Origin of the sequence: Pseudomonas anatoliensis, assembly GCF_017976235.1 — a bacterium.
Classification (GTDB): Bacteria; Pseudomonadota; Gammaproteobacteria; order Pseudomonadales; family Pseudomonadaceae; genus Aquipseudomonas; species Aquipseudomonas anatoliensis.
Map to the genome: position 1 here is coordinate 420,571 of NZ_JACVHC010000004.1, position 18,432 is coordinate 439,002.

An 18,432-nucleotide genomic window follows, 5' to 3' on the forward strand; every position below is an offset into this window, starting at 1 on the left:
AGCGATGAGGCCAGTCAAATCACCGCCAAAGCCTTGGCCAAGCGCTTTGCTCTGGCACCGGAGGCCAACTGCATCACCGCCTGATCGCGCCGCCACATCTGCGCCCATTCCGGATCACCTTCGCTTAACGCCTGGTCAATCTCGGTCTTGAGCGCATCAAACTGCGCAAACAACCCAGCCAACAATACATGCCCCGCCGGATTGTTCGGCGCCTGCCGGCTCATCTCCGCACACCCGGCCAGCAGCGCCAGCAAGCGCAGTTGCAGCGTCTGCGGCCAGTCGCTGTCCTGCCCGACGCCGTACAACCAAGCGGTCATCGCGCTAAGCACGTAGACATCTTCCAGCGTGCGAAACGGTTTGACGTAAGCATCCCAGCCATCCCCCGCGAGCAACTCGCACAGAGCGCCATCAAGATGCAGCCGACCATGGCTGATGTCGGGTATCAACGGCAGAGCCGGCAGTTTTTCCACCCTCACACCGGGCTCGCCGGGATACACCACCGCCAGACTCAGGCGCGGCGTTGCGCCGGCTTCTTCACTGCGTGCGGCGATCAGCAACCAGTCCGCCGCATCGCCGGCCGTGACGAAATCCTTGGCGCCACTCAAGCGCAAATCCGTCAGCCGCGTTTGCATGTCGGCCGGACGCAAGCTGCGCTGTTCGGTCGCACACAACGCGCCGAGGCTCAGCGGTGCGCTCGGCCACAACATGCGCAATGCCGCTTGATAACCGACCAGAAACGCCAGCCCTGGCGTCGCCATCCGCCGCCCGCCCGCCACCGCCAATTCGAACGGCGTGACGTTGCCCAACTGCTGCAACAACGTCGCAAAACCCTCGGCCAGGTCAGCAACGGCGGGCAATCGTTCACGGCTTTGCAACAGATCTGGCCAGGGCATAAGAGGCTCCTTGTGGGCTGTCATATAAGCATCACCAAAGGTTCATGGCGATGACACCGGGGCTACATAGCCTGACTTTGCACAACACGGCTGCATAAAGAAAGTCGATCGGCTGCAACCCACGACGGGTTCAAGGCCCGTACGGAGATTCAAATGACTCAGATCGCCCGCATCAGCGACACCGGCAATGAACGCCGCCTGCAAGCCGAACGCCTGATCGGCGCGCAAGCTTTGCAGCAAGCCCAGGCCTTGCGATTCAGCGTCTTCAGCGGCGAATTCAACGCCAAGCTGAAAGGCGCTGAACTGGGTCTGGACATGGATGATTATGATGTTCACTGCAGCCACATCGGCGTGCGTGACCTGAACACTGGTCGCTTGGTGGCGACCACGCGGTTGCTCGATCACACCGCCGCCAGCAGCCTTGGCAAGTTCTACAGCGAGGAAGAATTCAGCCTGCATGGCCTCGCCCATCTGCAAGGCCCGATCCTGGAAATCGGCCGCACCTGCGTCGACCCGGCCTACCGTAACGGCGGGACGATTGCAGTGCTGTGGGGTGAGTTGGCCGAAGTATTGAACGAGGGCGGCTACAGCTATCTGATGGGTTGCGCGAGCATCCCGATGCAGGACGGTGGCGTGCAGGCCCACGCGATCATGCAGCGTCTGCGCGAACGTTATCTGTGCACCGAAAACTTGCGTGCCGAGCCAAAAAAACCGCTGCCGAGCCTCGACATTCCATCTAACGTGATCGCCGAAATGCCGCCGCTGCTCAAGGCTTATATGCGCCTTGGCGCGAAGATCTGCGGCGAGCCATGCTGGGACGAAGACTTCCAGGTCGCCGACGTGTTCATCCTGCTCAAGCGCGACGAACTCTGCCCGCGCTACGCCAAGCACTTCAAGGCGGCCGTGTGATGAGCCGGTTGCGGGTGTACGCGCGGATCGCGCGAGTGCTGCTGGTGGTGTCGCTGGGATTGACCATGGCCAGTCTGTTCGGTGTATTTGAAAGGATTGGCCTGGCGCACTCGATGGAACGTCGTCAGCGCTGGTCGCGGTTTTTCATGGCGCGTTTGAGCAATGCCCTGCCCTTTCGCATGACCGTCCACGGTGAACTGCCAAAGCAGCCGATGTTGTGGGTCAGCAACCATGTGTCGTGGACCGATATTCCGCTGCTGGGCATGCTCACACCGCTGTCGTTTCTGTCCAAGGCTGAAGTGCGTACCTGGCCGGTCGCGGGTTGGCTCGCGGCCAAGGCTGGCAGCCTGTTTATCCGTCGTGGCTCGGGCGATAGCCAGTTGATCCGCAAACAGATGACCCGGCACCTGCAAACCGATCATTCACTGCTGATGTTCCCGGAAGGCACCACCACCGATGGCCGATCACTGCGTACCTTTCACGGTCGCTTGCTGTCAGCGGCGATTGATTCAGAGGTGATGCTGCAACCGGTGGCGATCCGTTATCTGCGTGACGGCGAAGTCGATACGTTGGCGCCGTTCATTGGTGACGATGATTTGTTGTCGCACCTGATGCGTCTGTTCAGCAATGATTGCGGCGATGTCGAAGTGCACCTGCTCAAGCCGATCGCCTGCGAGGGACGGGAGCGTGCGGCACTGGCGTTTGAAGCGCAGCAGGCGGTGCAGAAGGTGTTGTTTGGCGAGGTGGCGAAACCCGCCGAACCGCGTCGTGCAGGCGAGCTGATCGCCGCCTGAAAATCAAAAGATCGCAGCCTGCGGCAGCTCCTACACCGATCCCCTGTAGGAGCTGCCGCAGGCTGCGATCTTTCGATCTTGCTTATCCCTGCGACGCCGCAAAGTCCTGAAGCTGCGGATAGAACAACGCAAAGTCTTCACTCAGCGGCTCATATAACCGCCGCAATTCCTGCATCGCCCCCGCCAACTCCTCCGGCCTGCTCAACCGCCGTGAAATCCCGCGCAGCACCTGATCAAGCACTTCAAATTCCTGATACGAGCCCAACCAGTCATGGGCGACCATGTGCGGCGCAATCTTCGCCAGGCGCTCGGGCAATTGCGGTTCGCGGGACAACACCCGATAAACGTCAGTGGTGAACTGCGCCAGTGGTTGATCCGCGTACAACCGCCAGTCCCGCGCAAGGCAATGGTCGAAAAAGACATCAAGGACGATCCCGGCATAACGCCGACGGGTATCGGAAAACCGCCCCAGCGCGATGTCCACCAGCGGATGGCGATCAGTGAACACGTCAATCCGTCGATGCAGTTGAATCCCCGCCTCGACCTCCGGGGCAAATTGTCCTTGCAGCCGGCCTTTGACGAAATCGCCATACAGACTGCCGAGCAGTTGATCGGGGCGCTGGCCACCGAGGTGCAAATGTGCGAGATAGTTCATGGGCGCAGCTTAGCACCGCGCCCTCGTTTCAATACACCCAACGTATCGTTATAACCCGATATACCGATTTGTGCGGTCGTCAGATCAAAATCATATTGGTATATCGCGAACTAGCGATTTAAAGTTCGCCTCATCGCGATATAGCGTTTTACACACCGAGCACCCTGCCATGAACCTTGACCTCGACGAAATAATAAAAGCCCTGGCACACCCAGTACGGCGAGACATCCTCAACTGGCTGAAAGACCCGAAAGGCGAATTCCCGGAACAGTTGCACAACCACGAGTACGGCATCTGCGCCGGGCAGATCGATCAACGCTGCGGCCTGTCGCAATCAACCGTGTCCGCCCATTTGGCAACCCTGCAACGCGCCGGACTGATCAGCAGCCAGAAGGCAGGGCAATGGCATTTTTTCAAACGTAACGAGGACGTGATTCAGGCGTTCCTCAGCACACTCAGTAAAGAGCTCTGACCCTTAACGTCAGCCAGCCCACAAGGAAACAACGATGCCCCTCTCGCTACTCATACTCGCCTTGAGCGCCTTCGCCATCGGCACCACCGAATTCGTCATCATGGGCCTGCTGCCCGATGTGGCGGCGGACCTCGGTGTGTCGATCCCCGGCGCCGGCTGGCTGGTGACCGGCTACGCCCTGGGCGTGGCCATCGGTGCGCCGTTCATGGCACTGGCCACCGCCAAACTGCCGCGCAAGGCTGCACTGGTTGCGTTAATGGGCATCTTCATTGTCGGCAACTTGCTCTGTGCGCTGGCCAGTGACTACAACGTGCTGATGTTCGCCCGTGTCGTCACCGCGCTGTGCCACGGTGCGTTCTTCGGTATCGGTTCGGTGGTGGCGGCAGGTCTGGTGGCGCCGAACAAACGCGCTTCGGCCGTCGCCCTGATGTTTACCGGTTTGACCCTGGCCAACGTCCTCGGCGTGCCGCTGGGCACCGCGCTGGGTCAGGAGGCCGGCTGGCGTTCGACCTTCTGGGCTGTAACCGTGATCGGTGTGATCGCGCTGATCGGCCTGATCCGCTTCCTGCCGGCCAAACGTGACGAAGAAAAGCTCGACATGCGCGCCGAACTCGCCGCCCTCAAAGGCGCCGGTATCTGGCTGTCGCTGAGCATGACCGCTCTGTTCGCCGCCTCGATGTTCACCCTCTTCACCTACGTCGCCCCACTGCTCGGCGATGTCACCGGCGTCTCGCCAAAAGGCGTGACCTGGACGCTGCTGTTGATCGGTCTTGGCCTGACCGTCGGCAACATCATCGGCGGCAAGCTCGCAGACAAACGCCTCGCTGCCACCCTGATTGGCGTGTTCGTGGCGATGGCGGTGATTTCCACGGTGTTGAGCTGGACCAGCGTCGCGCTGATCCCGACTGAAATCACCCTGTTCCTCTGGGCCACTGCTTCATTCGCAGCCGTACCGGCACTGCAAATCAACGTGGTGACCTTCGGCAAAGCTGCACCGAACCTGGTCTCGACCCTGAACATCGGCGCGTTCAACGTCGGTAACGCCCTCGGCGCCTGGGTCGGCGGCAGCGTCATCGCCCACGGTTTCGGCCTGACCAGCGTACCTCTGGCCGCCGCTGCCCTGGCAGTGCTTGCCCTGCTGGTGACCCTGATTACTTTCCGTCAGAACGGCAATGCCGAGCTGGCCCCCGCGACTCACTGATTAACCACTTCACTTAAGAGGGTTGTATTTCATGGCAACTATTTTTGATCCGATCAAACTGGGCGACATCGAGCTGGCCAACCGCATCATCATGGCTCCACTGACCCGTTGCCGCGCTGACGAAGGCCGTGTGCCGAACGCGCTGATGGCCGAGTACTACGTACAACGCGCCTCCGCCGGCCTGATTCTCAGCGAAGCCACTTCGGTGACCCCGATGGGCGTCGGCTACCCGGATACCCCGGGCATCTGGTCCAACGATCAGGTGCGCGGCTGGACCAACGTGACCAAAGCCATTCACGGTGCCGGCGGCAAGATCTTCCTGCAACTGTGGCACGTGGGTCGGGTCTCTCACCCTTCGTATCTGAACGGTGAAGCGCCAGTCGCACCGAGCGCTATCCAGCCCAAAGGTCACGTCAGCCTGGTGCGTCCAATGGCCGACTACCCAACCCCGCGCGCACTGGAAACCGCTGAAATCGCCGAGATCGTCGACGCTTACCGCATCGGTGCCGAGAACGCCAAGGCAGCCGGTTTTGATGGTGTGGAAATCCACGGCGCCAACGGCTACCTGCTCGACCAATTCCTGCAAAGCAGCACCAACCAGCGCACCGACAACTACGGCGGCTCCCTGGAAAACCGTGCCCGCTTGCTGCTGGAAGTGACTGACGCGGCAATCGAAGTCTGGGGCGCCGGTCGTGTTGGCGTGCACCTGGCACCACGTGCTGATTCCCACGACATGGGCGACGATAATCTGGCTGAAACCTTCACCTACGTGGCTCGTGAGCTGGGCAAGCGTGGCATCGCGTTCATCTGCTCCCGCGAGAAAGAAGGCGCCGACAGCCTCGGCCCGCAACTCAAAGAAGCCTTCGGCGGCCCGTACATCGCCAACGAGCGCTTCACCAAGGACAGCGCCAACGCATGGCTGGCCAGCGGCAAGGCTGACGCCGTGGCGTTCGGTGTACCGTTCATTGCCAACCCGGATCTGCCAGCGCGCTTGAAAGCTGATGCGCCGCTGAACGAGCCACACCCGGAAACCTTCTACGCTAAAGGCCCGGTTGGCTACATCGACTATCCAACCCTGTAAGCCTTAACGCAGCAACGCAAAAGCCCCCGACTTGTGAGAGTCGGGGGCTTTTTTGTGTTCGCCTGGAGACTGATTGCGCGGCGTGAGACCTGGCCCCTCACCCCAGCCCTCTCCCGAGGGAGAGGGAGCCGATTGGTGTGGGCTTCAGATTTTGTGATCGGCTGGATATTCAGGTCGGCGTAGTTTGGATCAACAACCCGATCAGTTCCCTCTCCCTTGGGAGAGGGCTAGGGTGAGGGCCAACGCCTCACACTTGTTCACACGCTCGACACAAAAACCCTACAAAATCCGTAATTCACTACGTATAAACTTCGCGCCGCAAACGTATATAAAAGCAGGCCAATTGACATAAGCTGTGCCAATTACACATTGTTCATTTGCGCAGGCTGGGGCTCAGGCGCAGCATGTCCAGCCCTGTATCGACCCAGCGCTCGGCTTCGGCGTGCAATTCGAAGCTGTCCGGCGCCAAAAGCCACCCATAGAGGAGGCCATCAATATAGGCATGAATGCTGATGGCCGCACGGGCAGTGTCGAGATCTTCCGGCAACTGGCCGCGATTCACCGCATTACGCAGGGTCAACCCGATACGCAGATTGCAATCGAGACTGGCCGTCCGGCGCTGCTGGCGCAGATCGCACATTTCATCGGTGAACTCGCACTTATGAAACAGAATTTCGTTGATGCGACGGGTCTTCGGGTCCAGCGCAACTTGATGAAACAAATGAATCAGCAATTTGCGCATGCAGCCCAACGGGTCGAGCTCGTCTTCGCTTTCACTGGCTTTGGCCAGTTCATCCAGCGGCTCATGCAAGCTGTCGAGCATGGCCTGCACCAGATCGGCCTTGTTGCTGAAATGCCAGTAAATGGCGCCGCGCGTGACGCCGGCCATTGTCGCGATATCCGCCAAAGTCGTGCGGGCCACGCCCCTTTCATAGAACGCTTTCTCTGCCGCTTCGAGAATCTGGCTTCGCGTTTCCTGAGCTTCTTCTTTGGTACGACGGACCATGGCAGTAAAACCTCAAACAGGATATTTCAGGGATGGATTGAATATCCGCTGAACAAAGAGGGGGTCGATCTCTCTTGAATCGGCTCCCCAGCCTACAATTTCAAACCTTGCAACGACTTTTGTAACAGGGTGGGTACGCAGTCAAGGTGTTTACAAACAACCATGAACGTAAGTATATTACTTAGCAAGCTACTTATCCACTCGATAGCATTTTTTTACCCTTCCACACTTCTTGTGCGCTTTTTGCGCGCCTGACCCGAGGATCTTCATGCAATTCAAGCCAGCTGTTACCGCTCTGGTCACTGCCGTCGCCCTGGCATCGCTGCTCAGCGGATGTAAAAAGGAAGAAGCGGCACCGGCCGCTCCGCCTCCTCAGGTCGGCGTCGTCACCCTGCAACCACAAGCGTTTACCCTCACCTCCGAACTGCCGGGCCGCACCAGCGCGTTCCGCATTGCTGAAGTGCGACCACAGGTCAACGGCATCATTCTCAAGCGTCTGTTCAAGGAAGGCGGCGATGTCAAAGCCGGCCAGCAGCTGTATCAGATCGATCCGTCGGTTTATGAAGCGACCCTGAAAAGCGCCGAAGCCAACCTGCGTTCGACCAAGTCGATCTCCGACCGCTACAAGCAATTGGTCGATGAGCAAGCCGTGAGCCGTCAGGAATACGACACTGCCGTGGCCAACCGCATGGAATCGGAAGCGTCCTTGCAGTCCGCACAGATCAACGTGCGCTACACCAAGGTTTACGCGCCGATTTCCGGTCGCATCGGTCGCTCTTCGGTCACTGAAGGTGCGCTGGTCAGCAACGGCCAGACCGACGCGATGGCAACGATCCAGCAGCTGGACCCGATCTACGTCGACGTGACCCAGTCTTCGGTTGAATTGCTGGAGCTGCGCCGCGAGCTGGAAAGCGGTCGTCTGCAAAAGTCCGGTGACAACGCGGCAGCGGTCAAACTGACCCTGGAAGACGGCAGCCAGTACAAGCTCGACGGCAAGCTGGAATTCTCCGAAGTGTCGGTCGACCCGACTACCGGTTCCGTAACCCTGCGTGCCGTGTTCCCGAACCCTGATCACACTTTGCTGCCTGGCATGTTCGTCCACGCTCAGTTGCAGGCCGGTGTGAACAGCGCCGCGATCCTCGCGCCACAGCAAGGCGTGACCCGCGACCTTAAAGGCACTCCGACCGCGCTGGTCGTCGGCCCGGACAACAAAGTTGAACTGCGTCAGCTCAAGGCCAGCCGCACCGTCGGCAGCCAGTGGCTGATCGAAGACGGTCTGAAGGCTGGCGATCGCCTGATCACCGAAGGCCTGCAATACGTCAAACCCGGTGCCGAGGTCAAACCGACCGAAGCGACCAATGTCGGCGCAAAGAACCCGGCCCCCGCACAGGCAGCTGATAAAGCCGCCGGCGGCAAAGGGGAGTAACCCATGTCAAAATTCTTCATCGACCGTCCGATTTTCGCCTGGGTAATTGCCCTGGTGATCATGTTGGTCGGGGCACTTTCGATCCTGAAATTGCCGATCAACCAGTATCCGAGCATTGCGCCACCGGCCATTGCGATCTCCGTGACCTACCCGGGCGCCTCGGCGCAAACCGTGCAGGACACCGTGGTCCAGGTGATCGAGCAACAGCTCAACGGTATCGACAACTTGCGTTATGTGTCCTCGGAAAGTAACTCCGACGGCAGCATGACCATCACCGCGACCTTCGAGCAAGGCACCAACTCCGACACCGCGCAGGTGCAGGTTCAGAACAAGCTGAACCTCGCTACCCCGCTGTTGCCGCAGGAAGTGCAGCAACAAGGTATCCGCGTGACCAAGGCAGTGAAAAACTTCCTGCTGGTGATCGGCGTGGTGTCGCGTGACGGCAGCATGAGCAAGGACGACCTGTCCAACTACATCGTGTCGAACATGCAGGACCCGATCTCCCGTACTGCGGGTGTCGGCGACTTCCAGGTCTTCGGTGCCCAGTACGCGATGCGCATCTGGCTCGACCCGGCCAAGTTGAACAACTTCAACCTGACCCCGGTCGACGTGAAAACCGCCATCGCGGCGCAGAACGTTCAGGTTTCGTCCGGTCAGCTCGGCGGTTTGCCTGCCGTTGAAGGCCAGCAACTCAACGCCACAATCATCGGCAAGACGCGTCTGCAAACCGCCGAGCAGTTCAAGGAGATCTTGCTCAAGGTCAACAAGGACGGCTCGCAGGTCCGCCTCAAAGACGTCGCCAATGTGGGTCTGGGTGGTGAGAACTATGCGATCAGCGCCCAGTTCAACGGCAGTCCGGCATCCGGCCTGGCGGTAAAACTGGCCAACGGCGCCAACGCCCTCGACACGGCCAAGGCCCTGCGTACCACTATCGACAGCCTCAAGCCATTCTTCCCGCAAGGCATGGAAGTGGTGTTCCCTTACGACACCACGCCAGTGGTCACCGAGTCGATCAAAGGTGTGGTTCACACGCTGATCGAAGCAGTGGTGCTGGTGTTCCTGGTGATGTTCCTGTTCCTGCAGAACTTCCGCGCCACAGTCATCACAACGATGACGGTGCCAGTGGTCTTGCTCGGTACATTCGGCATCCTCGCCGCTGCCGGTTTCAGCATCAACACCCTGACCATGTTCGGCATGGTGTTGGCCATCGGCTTGCTGGTGGACGACGCCATCGTTGTGGTGGAAAACGTCGAGCGGGTGATGAGCGAGGAAGGCTTGTCGCCTAAGGAAGCGACCAAAAAGTCCATGGGCCAGATCCAGGGCGCACTGGTCGGTATCGCGCTCGTACTGTCGGCGGTACTGCTGCCGATGGCGTTCTTCAGCGGTTCCACGGGTGTGATCTACAAACAGTTCTCGATCACAATCGTTTCGGCCATGGCCCTGTCGGTACTGGTTGCGCTGATCTTCACCCCGGCGCTCTGCGCGACCATGCTCAAGCCGATTCCGAAAGGCGAGCACGGTACGCCGAAGAAAGGTTTCTTTGGCTGGTTCAACCGCAACTTCGACCGCGGCGTGCGGAGCTACGAACGCGGTGTCGGCAACATGCTGACCCGCAAGGCCCCGTACTTGCTGGCTTACCTGCTGATCGTCGTCGGCATGATCTGGCTATTCACTCGCATTCCGACCGCGTTCCTGCCGGAAGAAGACCAAGGCGTTCTGTTCGCCCAGGTGCAGACACCGGCCGGCTCCAGTGCGCAGCGCACTCAGGTGGTCGTGGATGAAATGCGTGAGTACCTGCTGCGTCCGAACAAGGATGGCGGTGAGGCTGACGCGGTGGCTTCGGTGTTCACCGTAACCGGCTTCAACTTCGCCGGTCGTGGTCAGAGCTCGGGTATGGCGTTCATCATGCTCAAGCCATGGGGCGAACGAGACGCCGAAAACAGCGTGTTCAAACTGGCCGCCCGCGCTCAACAGCACTTCTTCAGTTTCCGCGATGCGATGGTGTTTGCCTTCGCACCACCCGCAGTACTGGAGCTGGGTAACGCCACGGGTTTCGACGTGTTCCTGCAAGACCGTGCCGGTATCGGTCACGAAAAACTGATGGAAGCACGCAACCAGTTCCTTGGCATGGCGGCGCAGAGCAAAGTCCTGACCCAGGTGCGTCCGAACGGCTTGAACGACGAGCCGCAGTTCCAGCTGGAAATCGATGACGAGAAGGCCAGCGCCCTGGGCGTTACCATCAACGACATCAACAACACCTTGTCGATTGCGTTGGGTAGTAGCTACGTCAACGACTTCATCGACCGCGGTCGCGTGAAGAAGGTGTACGTGCAAGGCCAGCCGGACTCGCGCATGAGCCCGGAAGACTTGAAGAAGTGGTATGTGCGCAACGCGTCCGGCACCATGGTTCCGTTCTCCGCATTCGCCAAAGGCGAGTGGATCTACGGCTCGCCGAAGCTGGCACGCTACAACGGTGTGGAAGCGGTAGAAGTGCTGGGTGCTCCGGCGCCGGGTTACTCCACCGGTGAGGCCATGGCGGAAGTCGAAGCGATTGCCAAGAAACTTCCGTCGGGTGTCGGTATCTCCTGGACCGGTCTGTCTTATGAAGAACGTCTGTCCGGTTCGCAAGCGCCAGCGTTGTACGCCTTGTCGCTGCTGATGGTGTTCCTGTGTCTGGCGGCCCTGTATGAAAGCTGGTCGATTCCGATCGCGGTCATGCTCGTGGTGCCACTGGGGATCATCGGTGCGTTGATGGCCACCAGCCTGCGCGGTCTGTCCAACGACGTGTACTTCCAGGTGGGTCTGTTGACAACCATTGGTCTGGCAGCGAAAAACGCCATTCTGATTGTCGAGTTCGCCAAGGAGCTGCATGAGCAAGGGCGCAGTCTGCGCGAAGCGGCGATTGAAGCCTGCCGCATGCGTCTGCGACCGATCATCATGACTTCGCTGGCCTTCGTCCTCGGTGTTGTACCGTTGGCAATCTCGACCGGTGCCGGTTCGGGCAGCCAGCATGCAATCGGTACTGGCGTAATTGGCGGTATGCTGACGGCCACGATCCTGGCGATCTTCTGGGTCCCACTGTTCTTCGTTACTGTGTCGTCCATCGGTCAGCGTAAAAAAGCCGACCAGGATGAGACTACTGAAACTCCTAAAGAGGCTGGCCAATGAGCAAGTCGCTACTCTCCCTCGCAGTCGCCGCCTTCGTGCTGAGCGGTTGCTCGCTGATACCTGACTATCAGCAGCCTGAGGCTCCGGTCGCAGGCCAGTACCCGCAGGGGCCGGCGTACTCGCCGGCCCAGGCACCGGCGCAGGCCGCTGCCGAGCAGGGCTGGAAGCAGTTTTTCCATGACCCGGCCCTGCAACAGCTGATCCAGGTCTCGCTGGAAAACAACCGCGACCTGCGCGTCGCGGCACTGAACATCGACGCTTATGCGGCTCAATACCGCATTCAACGTGCCGACCTGTTCCCGGCGGTTTCGGCCAATGGCAGCGGCAGCCGTCAACGTCTGCCGGCGCGTGCGTCGCAGACCGGCGAGTCGATGATCAGCAGTTCGTACTCCGCCACCGTCGGCATCAGCGCCTACGAACTCGACCTGTTCGGTCGGGTGCGCAGCCTGAGTGAACAAGCGTTGCAACAATACTTCGCCACTGAAGAAGCGCGTCGCAGCACCCAGATCAGTCTGGTCGCCAGCGTCGCCAACGCCTATCTGACCTGGCAGGCCGACAAGGAACTGCTCAAGCTGACTCAGGACACCCTCGGTGCCTTTGAAGAAAGCTACAAGCTGACCAGTCGCAGCAATGAAGTCGGTGTGGCTTCGGCGCTGGATCTGGCGCAGTCGCGCACCTCGGTGGAAAACGCCCGTGCGCAATTGGCGCGTTACACCCGCCAGGTGGCTCAGGACGAAAACAGCCTGACCCTGCTGCTCGGCACCGGCATCCCGGCCAATCTGCAAACGGCCAAACCGCTGGCCGATGACCTGCTCAGCGACGTACCGCCGGGCCTGCCATCGGACCTGCTGCAACGTCGTCCGGACATCCTTCAGGCCGAATACAACCTGAAGGCCGCCAACGCCAACATCGGCGCCGCCCGTGCAGCGTTCTTCCCGAGCATCAGCCTGACCGCCAACGCGGGCACCCTGAGCCCGGACCTGTCCGGTCTGTTCAAAGGTGGTTCGGGGACGTGGCTGTTCCAGCCGCAGATCAACCTGCCGATCTTCAACGCCGGCAGCCTGCGCGCCAGCCTCGACTACGCCAAGATCCAGAAGGACATTGGCGTGGCGAACTACGAGAAGTCCATTCAAACGGCCTTCCAGGAAGTCGCCGATGGCCTGGCCGCACGCCAGACCTACACCGAGCAATTGCAGGCGCAGCGTGACTTCGTGCAGGCCAACCAGGATTACTACCGCCTGGCCGAGCGTCGTTACCGCATCGGTGTCGACAGCAACCTGACCTTCCTCGATGCCCAGCGTCAGCTGTTCAGCGCCCAACAAGCGCTGATCACCGACCGCCTCGCGCAGCTGACCAGTGCGGTCAACCTGTACAAGGCATTGGGTGGTGGCTGGAATGCACAGACTGCGCAGAACGAACCGCTGAAAGAAGAAGCACCGAAGATGAAGCTGTTCTGATCATCTGCTAAATACAGAGAGCCCACCTTTTTGGTGGGCTTTTTGTTTTTGAAGATCAAAAGATCGCAGCCTTCGGCAGCTCCTACAGGAGAACGCATTCCAAAATGTAGGAGCTGCCGAAGGCTGCGATCTTTTGATCTTGTTCGGTAATCGCCCAAAACCCGCTTTCCCCGATTGAATCCCGCTCTCTGCGCCCCGCACCATTCGTCCCACAAAATCAAAAACATCAGGTTCGACACCATGCCCCCGCGCCCTGCCCTGTCCGGCTGATCACCGCCGCTTATTCCGAAATCTGCAATCCAATGCCCGCCGCGAAGAGCGCCGGCACCGGAACTCGTTCGACCCAAAAAAAATAACAAGAGAAACTGCAATGACCTACCCAACTGCGCCGTACGCATTCCCCGGCCTGATCGCCCTGGCACTGGCTTGCGCGGCTTTGCCCGTTGCGGCTGAAGAAGCCGGTTTTGTCGAGGGGGCCAAGGTCAACCTGAACCTGCGCAACTTCTACATCAACCGTAACTTCACCGACCCGACCAAGGCTCAGGGCAAGGCCGAAGAGTGGACGCAAAGCTTCATCCTCGACGCCAAATCCGGCTTCACCCAAGGCACCGTCGGCTTCGGCATGGACGTGCTCGGGCTGTATTCGCTGAAGCTTGATGGCGGCAAAGGCACTGGCGGCACCCAGCTGTTGCCGCTGGATCATGACGGTCGCCCGGCGGACAACTTCGGCCGCACCAACGTCGCGTTCAAGGCGAAGCTGTCGCAGACCGAAGTGAAGGTCGGCGAATGGATGCCGGTACTGCCGATCCTGCGTTCGGACGACGGTCGCTCACTGCCGCAAACCTTCCGCGGCGGCCAGATCACCTCGAAGGAAATCGATGGCCTGACGCTTTACGGCGGCCAGTTCCGCGCCAACAGCCCGCGCGACGACAGCAGCATGAGCGACATGTCGATGACCGGCAAAGCGGCGTTCACCTCTGATCGCTTCAACTTCCAGGGGGGTGAATATGCGTTCAATGAAAAACGCACGCAGATCGGTCTGTGGAATGCCCAGCTCAAGGACATCTACAGCCAGCAATACATCAATCTGATCCACAGCCAGCCACTGGGCGACTGGGCCCTGGGCGCCAACCTCGGGTTTTTCTACGGCAAGGACGACGGCAGCGCGCGCGCCGGGGAGCTAGACAACAAGACCTGGTCCGGGATGTTCTCAGCCAAATATGGCGGCAATACTTTCTACGTCGGCCTGCAGAAACTCACCGGTGACAGCGCGTGGATGCGCGTCAACGGCACCAGCGGCGGCACCCTGGCCAACGACAGCTACAACGCCAGCTACGACAATGCGCAAGAACGCTCCTGGCAGGTACGTCACGACTACAACTTCGCCGCCCTCGGCGTCCCTGGTCTGACGCTGATGAACCGCTACATCAGCGGCGATAACGTACACACCGGAACCATTACCGACGGCAAGGAGTGGGGCCGCGAATCGGAACTGGGCTACACCGTGCAGAGCGGCACGCTCAAGGATCTGAACGTCAGATGGCGCAACTCGACCATGCGCCGGGATTTCAGCAACAACGAGTTTGATGAGAACCGCTTGATCGTCAGCTATCCGATCAGTTTGCTCTAACCTCCCCCTCTGTAGGCACTGCGATCTTTTGATCTTGAAAAATGGAATCAAAAGATCGCAGCGTGCCGCAGTTCCTACAAAAAAGGCCGTATCAGGACGCCACCCGTCAGGCCGGCTGGAGCTTTTTTTGCTGGCGAGTAGAGTTGAAAAACCTGAAGGACTCAGGCAAACAACCCTCCCCGCTTCCGTTGCTGTTGTAGTTGGTCCTCCCAAGACTTGAGCCAGGTTGTCACGGAAGACACTGCTGATCACCGGAGGACCACCTCATGATCGCTCGACTCAACGCAGCACCTGACTGGAACGCCAAGGCATACCAGCAGTTTTCTCGTCTCAGGCAACGGCCGGTCAATGAACTGCTCGACCGAATCGACCTGGCAAAACCCCAGCATATTTACGACCTTGGTTGCGGCACGGGCATTGCCACGCAGTTGTTGGCTCAGCGTTGGCCGCAAGCCCGATTGCACGGGGTCGACAGCTCCGCGCAAATGCTCGAACAGGCGCGTTGCTTGCCGATCAACGCATCGTGGCAGCACTGCGATCTGCTCGACTGGCGACCCAAACAACCTGCTGACCTGCTGTTCGCAGCAGCGGTTCTGCATTTCATCAACGGCCATGAAACGTTACTGCCGAACCTGCTGGGTCAGCTCAATTATGGAGGTTGCCTGGCGGCGCACATGCCGGACTGGCGCGATGCATTGTGGTATCGACTGATGCTCGACACCCTCGACGATGCCGGCCCCGGCAACACGCCACTGGGCACACCGCAACTGCGCCAGCGCATGGCAGCGCGGCCGTTGTTGTCACTTGAGGATTACTACCGTTTGCTCGCACCGCTGACCACGTCGCTGGACATCTGGGAGACCGAGCAATTGCAAGTGGTGGACGGCAAGTCGCCGGTGTATGACTGGATAAAAGTATCGGCGCTGCGGCCGGTGATGCAGGCGCTGGATTCAGCGGAACAGGCGCGCTTCATTTACCACTTCCTGATGCGGGTGCATGCGCATTATCCGCAGGAGCGGAATGGGCACACGTTGTTTCCGTTCAAGCGAATATTCATTGTGGCCACAGTCTGAAAGTCAAAAGATCGCAGCCTTCGGCAGCTCCTACAATCTGCAATGCAATCCCCTGTAGGAGCTGCCGAAGGCTGCGATCTTTTCAAACCCGACAATTACTCCCGGGATTCAACACCCAGCTCATCCCACACCGCTTCGGCCAGATGAAACGTCGCGTTCGCCGCCGGAATCCCGCAGTAGATCGCGCTCTGCATGATCACTTCCTTTATCTCGCTCCGGCTCACGCCGTTATTGGCCGCCGCGCGCAGGTGCAGTTTCAGTTCGCCCTCGCGGTTCATGCCGATCAGCATGGCGATGGTGATCAGGCTGCGGGTATGCCGAGGCAAGCCCGGGCGGGTCCAGATGTCGCCCCAGGCGTGGCGGGTGATCATCTCCTGAAATTCCGAATTGAACTCGGTCAGGGTGGTCAGGCTGCGATCGACATGCGCGTCGCCCAACACCGCGCGGCGGACCTGCATGCCTTCGTCGTAACGTTGTTTCTCGTCCACAAAAACTTCCTCACTGAGCCTTTAAAAAAGCCAACACGCGATCGCTGAAAGCGGCACCCGCCTGCACGTTTGAAAGGTGCGCCGCGTAGAACTCGGCGTACTCGGCTCCGCGCACATGCTCCTGGATGAAGTGGCCACCGGACGGTGGCGTCACAGCGTCTTCAGTGCCGGCGATCACCAGCAACGGCAGGTTGATCGAGGCCAGTTGTTCCCGGAAATCGGCATCACGCACCGCCGCGCAATTGGCCGCATAACCTTCTGGAGAAGTCGCCGCGAGCATGTCGGTAATCTGCTTGGCCGCCGCCGGATGGGCTTGGGAAAAGTCTGGGGTAAACCAACGGGCAATCGACGCATCGCGCAACGCAACCATTGCTGCCGCACCGTCACGCAGGACGGTTTCAATGCGCGGATTCCACACCGACGGATCGCCGATCTTCGCTGCCGTGTTGCACACGATCAGTTTGTGCAGCCGATGCCCGGCATTGATTCCCAGCCACTGACCGATCAACCCGCCCATCGATAACCCACAGAAATGCGCACGCTCGATGTGCAGCGCATCCAGCAGGCCGAGCACGTCGTGACCCAGTTGCTCGATGCTGTACGGCCCCGGCGTCACCAACGACTTGCCGTGCCCGCGGGTGTCGAAACGCAGCACGCGAAAGTGCTCGGTGAATGCCGGCATCTGCACGTCCCACATGTGCAGGTCGGTACCCAGCGAGTTGGACAGCACCAGCACCGGCGCATCGACCGGGCCTTCAATTTGATAGTGCAGTTCGCCATCGGCGAGTTGAACGAAAGCCACAGCCCTCTCCTTCAGACAGTCAAAGCGTTGTGTTCGGCCACCGCACGCTCGACCCAGACCTGAGCCTGACCGAGGTAATGAGCGGGGTTCAAAAGATGATCCAGTTCAGCGCTGCTCAATTGCTCAGTGACTTGCGGCTCGTCACCGAGCACCGCGCGCAAGTGACGCTGTTCGGCCACGGCACGTTTGCAGCATTGTTCGAGCAAGTGATGCGCGGTGTCGCGGCCAACCCGTTGGGCGAGCACGATGCTCACCGCTTCGGCCAGCACCAGCCCTTGGGTCAGGTCGAGGTTGCGCGCCATCCGTGCAGCGTCTACCTCCAGGCCATCCGCCAACAGGCGCGCCTGTTGCAGCGAGCCCGAGACTAGGCAGCAGATTTCCGGCAATGTTTCCCATTCGGCGTGCCACAGACCCAGACTGCGCTCGTGCTCCTGCGGCATGGCGCTAAACAACGTCGAGACCAGCCCCGGCACACGCGTGGCGGCGCCGATCAACACGGCGGCGCCGACCGGATTGCGCTTGTGCGGCATGGTCGAAGAGCCGCCCTTGCCCGGTGCCGACGGCTCGAACACCTCCACGGCTTCGGTCTGCATCAACAGACTGATGTCGCGGCCAAGTTTGCCGAGGCTGCCGGCGATCAAACCAAGTACCGCGCCGAACTCCACCACGCGATCACGCTGGGTGTGCCACGGCTGTTCCGGCAAGGTCAGTTGCAGTTCTTCGGCCAACGCCTGGGCAATCGGCAATGCCTGCTCGCCCAATGCCGCGAGGGTGCCCGAGGCTCCGCCGAATTGCAGCACCAGCAAACGGGGCTTCAGCTCGCGTAAACGCTGGCGGCTGCGGGTCACGGCGCCGAGCCATCCGGCGATTTTCATGCCCAGAGTCACCGATGTCGCATGTTGCAACCACGTGCGCCCGGCCATCGGCGTTGCTGCGTGGCGTTGAGCCTGCGCAGCAAGCGCATCGGCCAGTTGCGCCAGCTCGCTTTCGATCAGATCCAGCGCCTGGCGCAATTGCAGAACTAGCCCGGTATCCATCACATCCTGACTGGTCGCGCCCAAATGCACATAACGCTCGGCCTCGGCGTCAGTTGCGGCAATCTGCTTGCCCAACGCCTTGACCAGTGGAATCGCCGAATTGCCCGCCGTGGCGATCGCCTCGCCCAGCGCTGCGAAGTCATACAAATCGGCGCGACAGGCGCTTTCAATGGGCGCCACAGCGCTTGCCGGAATCAAACCGACCCGCGCCTCGGCCCGGGCCAGCGCCGCTTCGACGTCGAGCATCGCCTGCACACGGCCCTGATCACAGAACACTTCGCGCATATCGCGGGCGGTGAAGTAGGCATCGAACAGTTGATTGCCCGGTCGCTGAGTCATA

16 protein-coding genes are annotated in these 18,432 nt (G+C 60.1%); 10 read left to right on the plus strand and 6 right to left on the minus strand.

Translation table 11 applies throughout. The features are described from left to right. Positions 1 to 14: 14 nt before the first annotated feature. Positions 15 to 893, minus strand: a complete 879-nt coding sequence (locus ICA16_RS15595; protein WP_210700971.1) for an acyl-CoA dehydrogenase middle domain-containing protein — start codon at positions 891 to 893, stop codon at positions 15 to 17. 153 nt (positions 894 to 1,046) lie between these two features. Here ICA16_RS15595 and olsB point away from each other — a divergent pair, with 153 nt between their 5' ends. After that, the gene (gene olsB / locus ICA16_RS15600) at positions 1,047 to 1,802 is read left to right on the plus strand and encodes an L-ornithine N(alpha)-acyltransferase (protein WP_210553796.1); all 756 of its coding nucleotides are present in this window, start codon (positions 1,047 to 1,049) and stop codon (positions 1,800 to 1,802) included. Then, positions 1,802 to 2,596 carry a lysophospholipid acyltransferase family protein gene (locus tag ICA16_RS15605; protein WP_150604899.1) on the plus strand — a complete coding sequence of 265 codons (795 nt, stop codon included), beginning with the start codon at positions 1,802 to 1,804 and terminating at the stop codon, positions 2,594 to 2,596. Before olsB ends, ICA16_RS15605 begins: the two co-directional genes overlap by 1 nt. Before the next feature lie 82 nt (positions 2,597 to 2,678). On the opposite strand, the gene ICA16_RS15610 is transcribed toward ICA16_RS15605, so the two are convergent. Next, positions 2,679 to 3,251, minus strand: a complete 573-nt coding sequence (locus ICA16_RS15610) for an acyl carrier protein phosphodiesterase (protein WP_210700972.1) — start codon at positions 3,249 to 3,251, stop codon at positions 2,679 to 2,681. Between the two features lie 169 nt (positions 3,252 to 3,420). On the opposite strand from ICA16_RS15610, the gene ICA16_RS15615 reads away from it, so the two are divergent. The 3 genes from ICA16_RS15615 to ICA16_RS15625 are packed head-to-tail and all read left to right on the plus strand — an operon-like array spanning position 3,421 to position 6,005. Continuing rightward, complete coding sequence (locus ICA16_RS15615) at positions 3,421 to 3,723, plus strand: ArsR/SmtB family transcription factor (RefSeq protein WP_016771327.1); 303 nt, start codon at positions 3,421 to 3,423, stop codon at positions 3,721 to 3,723. 34 nt (positions 3,724 to 3,757) lie between these two features. Continuing rightward, on the plus strand, positions 3,758 to 4,924 hold the full coding sequence (locus tag ICA16_RS15620) for an MFS transporter (RefSeq protein WP_210553798.1): 1,167 nt from the start codon (positions 3,758 to 3,760) through the stop codon (positions 4,922 to 4,924). A 31-nt stretch (positions 4,925 to 4,955) separates the two neighbouring features. Further along, on the plus strand, positions 4,956 to 6,005 hold the full coding sequence (locus ICA16_RS15625) for an alkene reductase (protein ID WP_150604902.1): 1,050 nt from the start codon (positions 4,956 to 4,958) through the stop codon (positions 6,003 to 6,005). A 373-nt stretch (positions 6,006 to 6,378) separates the two neighbouring features. Here ICA16_RS15625 and emhR read toward each other — a convergent pair whose 3' ends face one another. Next, entirely contained in the window at positions 6,379 to 7,011 is a 633-nt protein-coding gene (gene emhR / locus ICA16_RS15630; RefSeq protein ID WP_008080104.1) for an efflux system transcriptional repressor EmhR, read from the minus strand. Positions 7,012 to 7,279: 268 nt separating this feature from the next. Between emhR and emhA the strand changes: the two genes are divergently transcribed. The 5 genes from emhA to ICA16_RS15655 all read left to right on the plus strand — a co-directional run bounded on the left by emhA (position 7,280) and on the right by ICA16_RS15655 (position 15,765). Next, a complete protein-coding gene (gene emhA, locus ICA16_RS15635) occupies positions 7,280 to 8,437 on the plus strand; it encodes an efflux RND transporter periplasmic adaptor subunit (protein WP_210700973.1) in 1,158 nt (385 codons plus the stop codon). 3 nt (positions 8,438 to 8,440) lie between these two features. Then, positions 8,441 to 11,605 carry an efflux RND transporter permease subunit gene (gene emhB / locus ICA16_RS15640; RefSeq protein ID WP_210700974.1) on the plus strand — a complete coding sequence of 1,055 codons (3,165 nt, stop codon included), beginning with the start codon at positions 8,441 to 8,443 and terminating at the stop codon, positions 11,603 to 11,605. Next, on the plus strand, positions 11,602 to 13,062 hold the full coding sequence (gene emhC, locus ICA16_RS15645; RefSeq protein WP_150617621.1) for an efflux RND transporter outer membrane subunit EmhC: 1,461 nt from the start codon (positions 11,602 to 11,604) through the stop codon (positions 13,060 to 13,062). The genes emhB and emhC overlap by 4 nt, the downstream gene beginning before the upstream one ends. A 370-nt stretch (positions 13,063 to 13,432) precedes the next feature. Beyond that, positions 13,433 to 14,692, plus strand: a complete 1,260-nt coding sequence (locus ICA16_RS15650; RefSeq protein ID WP_210700975.1) for an OprD family porin — start codon at positions 13,433 to 13,435, stop codon at positions 14,690 to 14,692. Between the two features lie 266 nt (positions 14,693 to 14,958). Then, positions 14,959 to 15,765: a methyltransferase domain-containing protein gene (locus ICA16_RS15655; protein WP_210700976.1), complete on the plus strand. Its 807-nt coding sequence runs from the start codon at positions 14,959 to 14,961 to the stop codon at positions 15,763 to 15,765. A 95-nt stretch (positions 15,766 to 15,860) separates the two neighbouring features. On the opposite strand, the gene pcaC is transcribed toward ICA16_RS15655, so the two are convergent. From pcaC to ICA16_RS15670, 3 genes are read right to left on the minus strand one after another with little or no spacing between them, the layout of a single operon-like run. After that, the gene (gene pcaC / locus ICA16_RS15660; protein WP_210553802.1) at positions 15,861 to 16,253 is read right to left on the minus strand and encodes a 4-carboxymuconolactone decarboxylase; all 393 of its coding nucleotides are present in this window, start codon (positions 16,251 to 16,253) and stop codon (positions 15,861 to 15,863) included. 10 nt (positions 16,254 to 16,263) lie between these two features. Continuing rightward, the gene (gene pcaD / locus ICA16_RS15665; RefSeq protein WP_210700977.1) at positions 16,264 to 17,055 is read right to left on the minus strand and encodes a 3-oxoadipate enol-lactonase; all 792 of its coding nucleotides are present in this window, start codon (positions 17,053 to 17,055) and stop codon (positions 16,264 to 16,266) included. 11 nt (positions 17,056 to 17,066) lie between these two features. Next, positions 17,067 to 18,431: a 3-carboxy-cis,cis-muconate cycloisomerase gene (locus tag ICA16_RS15670; protein WP_210700978.1), complete on the minus strand. Its 1,365-nt coding sequence runs from the start codon at positions 18,429 to 18,431 to the stop codon at positions 17,067 to 17,069. Position 18,432: the final 1 nt, after the last annotated feature.